Below are 12,752 nucleotides of genomic sequence, written 5' to 3'. Positions count from 1 at the left end.
TCTGTAACTTTAATTGTAGTTCAGGCTCTTTTATTATGGAATAGGTTACAATAAATAAAAACAAATCGAACGTGCATTCGTTTTTATTCTTTGATAAAATAAAACTATCATAGATATATTTGGAGGGAGCTTACGATAATGAAAAAGCTTCGTTTTATCCATTGCGCTGATTTACATATAGATATCCCTTTTAAGGGGTTGGAAAATTTACCATCGTCCTTATTTAAAGAGGTAAAACAAAGCACGTTTAAAGCATTGGAACGACTTGTGCAAACAGCCATAAACAAACATGTTGATTTTGTTTTAATGGTGGGAGATGTGTTTGATCAAAGTACGCAAAGTGTGTATGCACAAATGCAGTTTTTACATGCGTGTAACCAATTAAGTGATCATAATATCTCCGTTTATGTTTCTTTTGGTAATCATGATTATTTACAACGTGATTTAATTAAAATGGATTTTCCTCCTAATGTCCACCTATTTCCGGATGAACATGTAACTCATTTTGTACATAAGAAGAACAATAAAGACATAGCAACTATTTATGGATTTAGCTATATGAATCCGGCAGTTTATGAAAATAAAACACCATTATTTAATAAAAAAACAACTACACCTTATCATATAGGTATGTTGCATGGAAGTGTTGAACAAAATACTGGGCATGATACCTACGCACCGTTTAAAATACAAGAATTAGTTAATAAAGATTTTGATTATTGGGCGCTTGGACACATCCACAAACGTCAACATGTAAAAGAATTTCCACCGATTGTTTATCCTGGTAATATTCAAGGACGGTCCAAAAAAGAAACAGGAGAAAAAGGGTGCTATTATGTAGAATTAAGCAAACACCACACGGAGTTAACATTTATTCCTATTCAAACGGTTCGATTCGAGCAGCTTACGATAGACGTCAGTACTTTGACAACTATTCAAGCTATTGAAGGTGCAATTGACCAACAAATACAGGAATTCACTACACAAGGAAAGTGTTTTATATGGATTTACCTTGAGCACTTTAACCAAGAAATAGAACATTTCTATTATGAAGGTATGCTAACAGATATGATTGATTTTATTAATGAGAAAATGATGGGAGTTAATCATTGGTTTTGGATTCAATCGATTGATTTAAAGGGTCATGGTCTTATTGACAAGGAAATCTACCGAAATGGCGATCATTTTTTAGCAGAAATCTTGCGTTTATCGCCAGAAACTGACGGAGTTGATACGGTACTTAAACCATTATGGAAGCATCCCCAGGCTCGGAAATTTTTGACTAGTTTAACAAACGAAGAAAAAGATAACATGCTTGAAGAAGCGGAAAATATATTACTATACCAATTAACAAGGAAGCATAACCAATGAAAATTAATAATATAGAGATATATGGATTTGGGAAATGGGAAGACAAACAATTTGATTTTTCGAATCAGTCGTTCATTATTTTATCGGGTGACAATGAAACAGGAAAGTCTACATTAAGACAATTTATCTTGTTTATGTTGTTTGGAATGCCTCCAAAGGAGCGTCGATTGTATCTTCCTAAAAGAGGAGGGAAGTTAGGAGGGAGGCTTACTTTAGAAACAGATGATGGGATAATATTTACCATTGAACGTATGCATGATCGTAATAAAGGAGAAGCAGTTTGTTATACAAGTGATGGGCTGACAAAAGATGAAAATTGGTTGAACAAACAGTTATCTGGTATAGACAAGCAAACTTTTTTATCGATATTCTCATTTGATACAACCATTCTTACTCGTCTACATCAAATGAAGCAGCAAGATATAGGTGAGGTATTATTAGGCGTAGGTATGGCTGGAACAGACCAAATCTACTGGACTGAGAAATGGTTAGAGCAACAATTAAGTGATTATTTTAAACCCCAAGGGAAAAAACCAAAAATAAATCAATTAGTGGAAGCATTAACTGCTCAAGAAGAATCACTAATAAAACTTCAAGCAGATGCTGATCAATATCAAGAAAAGCAACAAGAAAAAGACAAACTAGAAAAAGGTCTTGCTACGTATCAAGAAAAACAACAATTATTAAATCAACAACTACAACGTATAAAGCAAAACATTCAACATTATGATGTCATTGCTGCTTATCAACGGATAAAGCAAGAGCTTTCGTTATATCCTGATTCGATACGTTTCCCTGAACAAGGTTTAGAACGCTTTGATCAGTTAAAACGTTTATTATTTCCTTTGCAAAGTGAACAAAATATGCTTCAAATGAAATTAGAAAAAGAGATAGAACGATTAAGTCAGATAAATCAAACTATGTTAACGGAATCTGAAAGAGAAGCATTGGAAGGCGCTTTAAAAGAGATAGTAAGATGGAATCAATTGAATCAACAGTTATCTGATAAAAGACAAGAAAAGCATGAGCTAGAACAACAATTAATAAATGATATAAACCAAGTACAATTAAAATTAAGTTTAGAAGAAGTTCAAGCTTTATCGTTACCATTCGCAACAGAAGAAAGTTGGTTGCAATTAAAAGAAGAACAGCAGGAAATTAATCAGACAATAACAAAGCTAGATCACGAATATCAATTGAGTGATGAACAGTATAACTATTTACTAAATCAACAAATGAACATCGATAATCAATTAATAAATCAATCGGAACTAAACCAATTAAAACAAGATCTAGAAAGAGAAGAACAAATCATACGTATGCAGGAACGATCCGATTCAAATAAAAAACAACAGAAAAAATGGAATAAGATAAAACAACAAAAGAAAAAACAAGTTAATCGAATTAGTATAGCAGGGATAAGTGTAACATTAATAGTAGGTTTGCTTGGCTTTATCTTAGAAGATGCAACTTGGTTTATCTTTTCTGGTGTTCTATTAGTAGTAGTTATCTTTGTGAAATGGAATATGTATCAATCAACAAAGTCAATCGAGCCCTTTTTTGAATCATTAGCAAACCAAATAGAAAATCGTAAGTTAACAGATCAAGAATTGGTCAAACGCAAGCATTTTATTGAAGAACAAGAAAAGTTACAGAAGCAAAAGCAATCCTTAATAAATCAGATGAGAGAGATAGATTTAACCTCCCTAAAATTAAATGAAACAAAACAATTTTATCTTCAACGTCAACAATTAGTAAATCAAAAAGTGGCTGAACAAATAGAAAACTTTCCTTTTTTAAAAGGCATTGCTGTCAAACATTGGCCAAAGTTATATCATCACTTAGAAGCTATAATTAATCAAGCAAAGAAATACAAGGATCGAACAAATAAAGTAAAAGCAATCGCACAACAAATGATTGATTTAGAGGAAGATATTAAAAAAACCTACCAAACATATGTAGCTGAACCTAAATCAGCGAACACGGTTGCTTCTATTGATAATGTTCTCCGTGGAATGTTAGATAAAGATAATGTTTTGTTACATAAAAAAGGTGAAGTGGAAGAAAATAAGCAACAATTATTAAAACAACTGGATGAACTAAAAGCAAAAATAACCCCCATACAAAGTGAAATTAATACGCTGTGGGAACATGCAAACGTACATGATGAAGAAGCTTATTTGGAAAAGGGAAAGCAAAAACAAACATATAACACGCTATATAATGAATATAAAACGTATCAAGATCAGCTTGATTTATTATTATCAAAACAAGATTGGATAAAAATTGCTAACGGTGAAAAAATCGTTAAATCAGATCTAGAAACAAGATATGAGCAAGTAAAAGGCGATATTGAAGAGAATAGAGAAAAAATCGAACGTCTGCAGCAACAAATTGCAGATCTAAATGCACATATCTATCAGTCAGAAACATCACAGGTATTATTAGATGAAAAGCATCGTTATTATCAATTGCAAAATGAATTGGAACAGAAAGCTAGACAGTGGGCTATTTACCAATTAGCAAAAACAAAGATTAACGATACAAAACAAATTTATTATCAACATTATTTGCCAACTGTTTTATCTTACACATCGACTTATTTTAAGCAGTTGACTGATCACTACCATACTGTTCTTATTAATGAAGAAAATGGTGAGTTATTAGTAGAAGATAAGCAAGGCTTTCGTTACACAGTACAAGAATTGTCTCAAGGTACGCAGGACCAATTATATATTTCTTTAAGAATTGGAATGAGTATGGTTATCAAACGAAATCATAATATGCCATTCTTTGTTGATGACGCATTTGTACACTTTGACTCTACCCGGTTATGCAAGATGATTCATATGTTTATCAATTTGTCAGAAACACGTCAAATTATTTGGTTCACTACAGATCATGTACCGTTATTCTGCTTAGAAAATGAGAATACAACAATACACAAAATTTAAGTAAAATCTATTCGCAATCTTTATTTAATAATGGTAAAATGTTTTAAGATAATTTGATATGTATCTATGTATTGTTACCAGAAGGTAGTGAACGTTTGCATCTTATTAGATGAGGGTAAATAATATAGGGAATTTATTTACGTAAACTAATAAATGGATAACAAACATACCTTTTTACAAGAATAGATTGTAACTGGAGGGTTGAGTGATGACAGTAGACAAAGACAAAAGCACCGAAGAATGGTCATCTTATGAGGAAATTGTAGATAAATTTATTCAAGTTATTGCAAAAAATATGAATCTTTATGGCATTACCCCATCAGTAGGTCGACTATATGGAACGTTATATTTTAGTGAGGGGCCAATGACTTTAGATAATATGCGTGATGCGTTAGAAATGAGCAAAACTAGTATGTCTACTGGGGTTCGTGCGTTATCAGAGATGAAAATGGTAGAGCCTGCTTTTAAAAAGGGGATACGAAAGGATTTATATAAATCAGAAGAAGACTGGTATAAATCATTCACTTCTTTATTTGGAAATCGTTGGAGACATCATACGGAAACGAATATTGAAGAAGCCGAAGAAGCTATACAAGAGTTGATATTAATCTGCGAAGAAACAGCAGATGAACGACTAGCTAATAAGATTACCAATGATATTGACCGGTTACGCTATGCCCAAAATTATTACCGTTGGTTAATGCGGTTTATTCAAGTGGTTGAATCAGGTGAAATTTTTGACTATATTCCAAAGCATGACAAGTAAATATAATCTAATGTGCATTATTAAATCCCTCAAATCGGTGCCTGGGCACGTTGAGGGATTTTTTGATAGGTAAAGTCGTACGTCAGGAGTAAAAATGTGGTTAATGATAACTCCTGAATACACCTAATTATTTTACAATTTCAGTATTTTCATATCTACTATCTAAATAGTCAACGATATGTATAAGATAGCCTTCGAAAGATTGTGGTTTTCTGACGGCAGCTCCCCATTCTGGTAAGCCATGATGACAAAGGATACAGTGACTCATTTCATGAATCAAACGAAGTGGTATACGAATATGCTTTATTTCAATTATCTTATTTAGTAGCAGTACACCATAAGGAATGTGACCAATCATTACTCCAAGCGGATCCATTGCAATCCCTGCTTGATTTCTTTTATTATAATCAGTTAGTTCAGCAGTTGGGTACAATAGTTCAAAAGCTTTAGCTGATCGACTAATGTAATCATATTCACATATTTTTCCTAAATCATGGAATAGAATACTTGTTATTAATAAATCAAAATTAAGCTGATCCTCTTGAAACTCTTTAATACCTTGAAGCATGGAATATAAATGATCAACTGAGTCTTTCCAAACCAAATTTATAGGACTGGCAACTTGAAAAGATTGGTATAATTCGTTTTTATAGGCTTTTTCTACAACGCTAATAAGTTTAATGATTGCTTGAATAGGGTTAGTTTCAAATTTTATGATATAACGGGTGAAACGCATCAAACCAATCGTATGTTTTAACAATCCACCTAAGTAATTATGATGGAAACCTTTAGCAGCTGGTGCTAAAGAAAAGTCTTGCCAAAGCTCTTCCATTGCTTTTAAACAAATCGATTGGTAAGGTTCTTCTAGTTCATAAATATAGGCAAACAATTCTAGTGTAAGTTCTTCCAAGTGTTGATTCGTATAAGGTAAGAGAGAAAAAGGATTTATTTGTTTAGTTTCTGGCTCTATTTGATTAACAGTTATAGACTTATTACCTTTGAAATCATCTACAACGCCTTGAACATGGAATACGTTGTGATTGTTCAACATATTTTGAACCTCGTCAATATTACCGTTGTTATCCCACATCTTCGCATGTATCATACCTGTATTATTACTAAATGTCATTTTTAAAAATTGTTTGTTTGTTTTAGTTAATTTAATGTCACTTTCATTTAATAATAATAGTTCGTTGACCGGGTCACCTTTCGCCTTATCCTGAATGGAGAAGAAGTGATTCCCTTCAGGAAAAGAGGGAGTAGGGAATTGCTTAAGTATTTGTTGTCTCTCTTCTTCTTTTAGTTGATAAGTAATCGGTATAAATTGATAAAAATAATGATCCTGCTTGACCATATAATGCACTCCATTCAAAGTTCAATTGCTTTTCTTCTATTGTAACGTAATCTGTTATACGTGAATAGAAAAAACTACAATGGCTGATGCCATTGTAGTTGAACGTAACTATTGTTGTGTTGTCTGTTCGTTTTCTTTTGATTCAAAAAGATCTTTAAATTCATCAATTTTCACATCAATATTAGCTTCTTCATAAAGTTGTGAGATTTTTTCTTGGGCTACTGTGTTATCTACTTTTGTAAGTGCAATTTCTTCTTTGATTTTACCTCTAATATCTTCTAAAGGTTCCATTTCTTCTTCAGTCTCACGCTTGTCTACTACTTTAATAATATGCCAACCATGCTGTGTTTTAACTGGTTCACTAACTTTACCAATTTCTAAATCATAAGCTGCTGCTTCAAATTCAGGAACCATATCCCCAGCACTAAAGTAGTCTAAGTCACCACCATTTTTTGCGGACTGAGAATCTGTAGAATGTTCTTCAGCTAACTCTGCGAAATCTGCTCCGTCTTCTAGTTGTGATTTAATATCTTTTGCAGTTTCTTCATCACCTACAAGAATATGACTAGCTCGCACTTCGGTTTGCATACGTTCATAACGTGTTTCAATTTCTTCATCAGTTACTTCAACATCTTCAACAATAGCTTTTTGTTGTAAAAGTTGTGTTTTTAAGTCATCGCGGAAATCATCTTCATCTGCATAGCCACTTTGTTGAAGGACCGTTTCCCATTGATCACCATACTGACTTTTATACGTTTCTACTTGCTCGTCTACTTCTTCATCAGTTACTTCATACTTATCATTTAGGATCGTTTGTGTAACTAATTGTTGTAAAACGGCTTCTCCATTAGCAGCTTTCAATTCATTATAAAAGTCTTCTTTTGTTACGTTGCCAGAATTTGTTTCAACCACTGCTTCTGGATCGTTTGATGAACAAGCCGATAACGTAATTACTCCTGCTGCGATAGTTGCTGCCATTGCTAATTTTTTCATTCTATTACACTCCCACTCTGTAAACTATTGTTTTAACGGCAAAATAATGTGCCCTTGACATAATATAACACATTTTAGTTATAAAAAAATAGCGATTAAATAAATTACTCACTTTTTACATATTTTTTAGGCAGAAGTACTATACCTATTTACTTGTGCTTGCATAGAATGCAAATAGGAATCAAAGGGGGAGGTGTTATACGTGAGCCATAGTTATGGTGGAGGGTTTGCGTTAATTGTTGTGTTGTTTATTTTATTAATTATTGTTGGTGCTGCATGGGTATAAATAGTTAAATATAAAATGGCCTACTACACTATTTGTAGTAGGCCATTTTATATTCCAAACATTTGATATTTATTATGTGTAAATAATCTCAATGTAAGAAGAAAGTAACAAAATAGTGATTAATACATTTATTGTTCTAAATACATTTGGTTGTTTTTCTTGAGACATCTCAGTTTGTACGCACAAACGGTATGTCAATGAGTTAAATATGAACAATGTAAATAATGCAAAGGGAACAAAAAATAATATCATACCTATGCCTCCTTTAACCTCTTTAACTACCTTATCAAAAAAATCTTTTTTTGAACAGTGTATATAATAGAAAAGAAAGGTATCTGATAAAGATACCTTTCTACTTAACAATAAGGATATCATATCCTGAACCATCATTTTCAACAATACATTTTCTTGGAGCTCGTAAAAAACGATTCATATACAAGAAATCAGTCGAAGATAATCCAATGTTCACAGATGCGAAAATAACAAAATAAGCAAAATAATTTGGGAACAAGTAACTTGCAATTAAACATGGCATTGTAATAATTATTGTTGGTGCTAATAGTGTAATGATGGACGTTCTTTTCGACATTTTTACTGTTGATAACAATGATATAATAGGAAATTTTCGTTTATTAATACGGCATTTTAATTTGAATGTCCGATTCGTTAATAATAATGGTATAAAATGTGCTAATTTATGAACAAAAGGTAATAAGATCAAACTCAGAATAAGAGGGAAGATACCATGATCTTTCATATTACTGGTTTGATGAATAATAGAAAAAGGTATAAACAAGAAAATAAATGATAAAAATCCAATTAAGAATGATAAAATGTAGATTCGATTGATGCCAACTTCACGCTGCACATTAACTGATTTCCAGCAATTCATCATCGATCCCTCCCTAATACTCATACTAATGTTGGGAAATATCCTTCAATGACTATAGTATGATTTATAGGAAAAATCAATAGCTTTTTTAAAAATATATAAAAAAACAAACATAGGACAAAAACCGCTATGTTTGTAAGGTGCTTTACAATTAATTTTGTTTAGGATTTATCTTTGAAAAAGCCTCTTCAATGGAGGTATGAAAAGCAATAATAGTAGATAATTTATTTAATAATTCTTTTTCTTCTACTGAAATATTTGTATGTCTAATGTTTTTTTCAATATCAATAAGTGTATTATTTTGATTTATTGTGTGTTCCATCCACTTATTAATATATGCTTGCATGAATTTTCGATATAAATCGTTGTTTGTTGCATATAGATCTTTTCGTACACCCTTTTTCCATACACGTCTTACAAGATTTGAATCTAATAATGTTCGTATTCCAGTGCTAACCGAAGTTTTACTTTTACCAAGTGTTTCACTCATTTCATCCAATGTCATGGGTGAGCCTTCAAGATATAACATGGAAAATAAGCGCGCTTCCGAAGGAGATATATCAAAAAATTCAATGGTTTTTGAGAATTCATTAATAATGGTTTGATAAATAGCTTCTTTCGTGTTTATTGCCATTTTATCCTCCTATATAAATAAGATACTGAATAAAGGTTACACTATAATTGTGAAGAAAGAAAATCATGAATCTGTATAAAAAACAAAGCAAATTAGAGGAAAAAGAAGAAAAAAGTATATAAAGTCCGTACAGTTTAAACTGTACGGAAAAAATACGCAAAATCAATGGTATTTATCGTTTGAATTATAACTAGTAAAAAGGGTATAGTATTACAGTAGCTATTTATGAGCGAAAAACAGTAATCAGATTCCACTTGAATATAAAATTTGTTTGAAAAGTGATAATTATGGGTACTGTTAAATGTTTATGTCGATAAAGAAAGTTAGAGAGGTGAAAAGCATGCCTATAATAAAAGTAGAGGGCCTGTCAAAAGTATTTGGTAAAAATACAAAAGAATCATTAAGGCTCTTAGATGAAGGTATGAAAAAAGAAGAGATATTGAAACAAACAGGTGACACAGTCGGTGTGAACCGTGCATCTTTTGAAGTAGAAGAAGGAGAAGTCTTTGTTATTATGGGACTATCCGGTAGTGGTAAATCTACTTTAGTACGCTTAATCAATCGTTTGATTGAACCGACAGAAGGCAGTGTATTTGTTGGTGGAGAAAATTTAGCAACAATGAACAAAGATGACCTTCGTCGTGTGCGCAGAGAAAAATTAAGTATGGTATTCCAACGTTTTGCATTGTTCCCATTCCGTACCATTTTGGAAAATGCGGAGTTTGGCTTGGAAATACAAGGTGTTGAAAAAGAAGATCGTGGTAAAAAAGCGAAAGAAGCATTAGAACTAGTTGGATTAGGAAGCTATATAAATCAATTTCCTGGACAACTATCTGGTGGGATGCAACAACGTGTTGGACTAGCTCGTGCTTTAGCTAACGATCCAGAAGTACTATTAATGGATGAAGCATTTTCTGCGTTGGACCCATTAATACGTAAGGATATGCAAGATGAACTATTGGATTTACAAGAAAAAATGCAAAAAACAATTGTGTTTATAACACACGATTTGGATGAGGCACTTCGCATTGGTGACCGTATTGCACTAATGAAAGATGGTTCAATTGTGCAGATTGGAACACCGGAAGAAATCTTGGTTAATCCGGCTAACGATTATGTGGAAAAATTCGTAGAAGACGTAGATCGTTCAAAGGTATTAACAGCAGAACATATTATGAAACGTCCGGAAACAGTAAATATAGAAAAACACGGTCCACGTGTTGCTTTAGAACGCATGCGCGAAGAAGGTTTATCTAGTATTTACGTTATTGATGGTAAACGTAACTTAAAAGGGTATGTAACAGCGGATGATGCATCTGAGGCACGTAAAAATGAAATTCGTGATTTAAATCAAATCTTAAAAACAGATGTACCTACTGTTGACAGAGATAAACCAATGCAAGAAATATTTGAGATTATTCATGATACGCCTGTACCAGTAGCTGTTGTAGAAAATAGTAAGCTACAAGGAATTATCGTTCGTGGTGCAGTAATTGCAGCATTGGCCGGAGAAAGTGAGGTTGAAGCAGATGCTTGATTTTTTACCAGAAATACCATTATCTAAGTGGATTAGTGATTTTACAGATTGGTTAACAGATACATTTTCATTTATTTTTGATCCAATTAAGAACCAATTCGGAGACTTCATGGAGTTCTTCGCTGAACAATTAGCTGCAATTCCGCCAATTATTGTCATTCTTATAGTTGCTATTCTTGCATTTTTTATCACAGGAAAAAAGTTTGGCTTAGCAGCGTTTTCAGTTGTTGGTTTATGGTTAATTTATAACCAAGGATTATGGGAACAATTAATGAGTACTTTTGCATTAGTCCTTATTGCTAGTTTGTTGTCTGTTATTATTGGTGTGCCAGTAGGTATTTTAATGTCAAAAAGTAAAATTGCAGAGACAATAATTACACCAATTTTAGACTTTATGCAGACCATGCCCGCATTTGTTTATTTAATCCCTGCCGTAGCATTTTTCAGTATCGGTATGGTACCAGGTATCTTTGCATCATTAATTTTTGCTACGCCACCAACTGTTCGATTTACGAACTTAGGTATTAGACAAGTTTCTGAAGAGTTAGTAGAGGCTTCTGAAGCATTTGGTAGTACAGGAACGCAAAAGCTATTTAAAGTAGAATTACCAATGGCAAAGAGTACGATCATGGCTGGAATTAACCAAACAGTTATGTTATCGTTGTCCATGGTTGTTATTGCATCAATGATCGGTGCACCTGGACTTGGAAGAGATGTATTATCTGCACTACAACGTGCTCAAGTAGGTTCAGGGTTTGTTGCTGGTATTGGTATTGTTATTTTAGCTATTATTGTTGATCGCTTTACACAAAACTTAAATAAAGGTAAAGCAGATTAAGATTAGTTGGCAACTTTCCAAAGTGGAAAGTTTACCATAAATAAAACAAAAATATTTAGAAAAGGGGAGACTTAATTAGTATGTTTAAATTTACATGGAAACACTTAGGTTTAGTGTTTGTACTTATGCTATCACTTGTATTGGCTGCATGTGGTGGAGAAGATGATACATCATCTGATGATAATAATGGAGAAGATACATCAAATTTAGGGAATGAAGAGATTGAGCTTGTATATGTTGAGTGGGATACTGAGGTTGCTTCTACCAATGTTATTGCTCAAGTTCTTGAAGAACAAGGATACGATGTATCTGTTACACCATTAGATAATGCTGTTATGTGGCAATCTGTTGCTACTGGCGATGCAGATGGTATGGTAGCTGCTTGGTTACCAGGAACACACGGTAAATTATATGAGGAATATAAGGATCAATTAGTGGATTTAGGTGCAAACCTTGAAGGAGCAAAAATCGGCTTAGTAGTACCTCAATATATGGATGTTACAACGATTGGTGATCTTAAAGATGTAGCAGGTGAATTGGATAGCACAATTACTGGTATCGAGCCAGGTGCAGGTGTCGTTCAAGCTGCTGAACAGTCTGTAGAGGATTACGGTTTAGATAGTTTCTCTGTTGAAACTTCTTCTAGTGGTGCAATGGCAACTGCATTAGGTGAAGCAATTGAAAATGAAGAACCAATTGTTGTTACTGGTTGGTCACCACACTGGAAATTCAGTAAGTATGATCTTAAATATCTAGAAGATCCAGAAGGCTCATTTGGAGAAGAAGAAATTATTGGAACAATGGTACGTGAAGGTTTAGAAGAGGATAGCCCTGTAGCTTATCAAGTGTTAGATAATTTTGCTTGGTCACCAGCGGATATCGAATCCGTTATGCTTGAAATTCAAAACGGAACTGATCCTGAAGAAGCAGCTGCTAACTGGATCGAAAACAACCAAGATAAAGTTGATGAATGGACTGCTGGTTTAGAATAACTTTAACATGTTTATTCCATTAACTAAAAAGCTACCTTTAGAAGTACTAAAGGTAGCTTTTTTATAAAAAACTCTTTTATCTAAGTTTCCATTATATGCAAAATAAAAAATAAAAACGCATTCATAAAACATAAG

Annotated in this window: 12 protein-coding genes; 7 read left to right on the top strand and 5 right to left on the bottom strand. The window is 32.9% G+C overall.

From position 1 onward, the window contains the following. Positions 1-138: 138 nt before the first annotated feature. The 3 genes from BN1058_RS06430 (at position 139) to BN1058_RS06420 (ending at position 5,091) form a co-directional block, all read left to right on the top strand. Complete coding sequence (locus BN1058_RS06430; RefSeq protein ID WP_090854539.1) at positions 139-1,371, top strand: metallophosphoesterase family protein; 1,233 nt, start codon at positions 139-141, stop codon at positions 1,369-1,371. Then, positions 1,368-4,325, top strand: a complete 2,958-nt coding sequence (locus BN1058_RS06425; RefSeq protein WP_090854536.1) for an ATP-binding protein — start codon at positions 1,368-1,370, stop codon at positions 4,323-4,325. The genes BN1058_RS06430 and BN1058_RS06425 overlap by 4 nt, the downstream gene beginning before the upstream one ends. 208 nt (positions 4,326-4,533) lie before the next feature. After that, the gene (locus tag BN1058_RS06420) at positions 4,534-5,091 is read left to right on the top strand and encodes a GbsR/MarR family transcriptional regulator (protein ID WP_090854534.1); all 558 of its coding nucleotides are present in this window, start codon (positions 4,534-4,536) and stop codon (positions 5,089-5,091) included. A 127-nt stretch (positions 5,092-5,218) separates the two neighbouring features. On the opposite strand, the gene BN1058_RS06415 is transcribed toward BN1058_RS06420, so the two are convergent. Further along, positions 5,219-6,445, bottom strand: coding sequence for an HD domain-containing protein (locus BN1058_RS06415; protein ID WP_090854531.1), 1,227 nt, complete (start codon positions 6,443-6,445; stop codon positions 5,219-5,221). Between the two features lie 108 nt (positions 6,446-6,553). After that, positions 6,554-7,438 carry a peptidylprolyl isomerase gene (locus BN1058_RS06410; protein ID WP_090854528.1) on the bottom strand — a complete coding sequence of 295 codons (885 nt, stop codon included), beginning with the start codon at positions 7,436-7,438 and terminating at the stop codon, positions 6,554-6,556. Positions 7,439-7,640: 202 nt separating this feature from the next. Here BN1058_RS06410 and BN1058_RS06405 point away from each other — a divergent pair, with 202 nt between their 5' ends. Continuing rightward, positions 7,641-7,724 carry a YjcZ family sporulation protein gene (locus BN1058_RS06405; protein WP_141652133.1) on the top strand — a complete coding sequence of 28 codons (84 nt, stop codon included), beginning with the start codon at positions 7,641-7,643 and terminating at the stop codon, positions 7,722-7,724. A 72-nt stretch (positions 7,725-7,796) separates the two neighbouring features. On the opposite strand, the gene BN1058_RS14490 is transcribed toward BN1058_RS06405, so the two are convergent. The 3 genes from BN1058_RS14490 to BN1058_RS06390 all read right to left on the bottom strand — a co-directional run bounded on the left by BN1058_RS14490 (position 7,797) and on the right by BN1058_RS06390 (position 9,250). Continuing rightward, complete coding sequence (locus BN1058_RS14490) at positions 7,797-7,976, bottom strand: hypothetical protein (RefSeq protein ID WP_090854521.1); 180 nt, start codon at positions 7,974-7,976, stop codon at positions 7,797-7,799. Between the two features lie 100 nt (positions 7,977-8,076). Further along, positions 8,077-8,619, bottom strand: a complete 543-nt coding sequence (locus tag BN1058_RS06395; RefSeq protein ID WP_090854518.1) for a DUF3267 domain-containing protein — start codon at positions 8,617-8,619, stop codon at positions 8,077-8,079. A gap of 148 nt (positions 8,620-8,767) precedes the next feature. Continuing rightward, positions 8,768-9,250, bottom strand: a complete 483-nt coding sequence (locus BN1058_RS06390; RefSeq protein ID WP_090854515.1) for a GbsR/MarR family transcriptional regulator — start codon at positions 9,248-9,250, stop codon at positions 8,768-8,770. A gap of 340 nt (positions 9,251-9,590) precedes the next feature. Between BN1058_RS06390 and BN1058_RS06385 the strand changes: the two genes are divergently transcribed. The 3 genes from BN1058_RS06385 to BN1058_RS06375 all read left to right on the top strand — a co-directional run bounded on the left by BN1058_RS06385 (position 9,591) and on the right by BN1058_RS06375 (position 12,617). Then, positions 9,591-10,787, top strand: a complete 1,197-nt coding sequence (locus BN1058_RS06385; protein ID WP_090854512.1) for a quaternary amine ABC transporter ATP-binding protein — start codon at positions 9,591-9,593, stop codon at positions 10,785-10,787. Next, positions 10,780-11,625, top strand: coding sequence for an ABC transporter permease (locus tag BN1058_RS06380; protein WP_090854509.1), 846 nt, complete (start codon positions 10,780-10,782; stop codon positions 11,623-11,625). Before BN1058_RS06385 ends, BN1058_RS06380 begins: the two co-directional genes overlap by 8 nt. Before the next feature lie 80 nt (positions 11,626-11,705). After that, positions 11,706-12,617: a glycine betaine ABC transporter substrate-binding protein gene (locus tag BN1058_RS06375; RefSeq protein ID WP_090854506.1), complete on the top strand. Its 912-nt coding sequence runs from the start codon at positions 11,706-11,708 to the stop codon at positions 12,615-12,617. Positions 12,618-12,752: the final 135 nt, after the last annotated feature.

The sequence above is a fragment of the Paraliobacillus sp. PM-2 genome (assembly GCF_001368815.1).
Lineage (GTDB): Bacteria > Bacillota > Bacilli > Bacillales > Amphibacillaceae > Paraliobacillus.
This window is presented reverse-complemented; position numbering and strand designations above follow the sequence as displayed.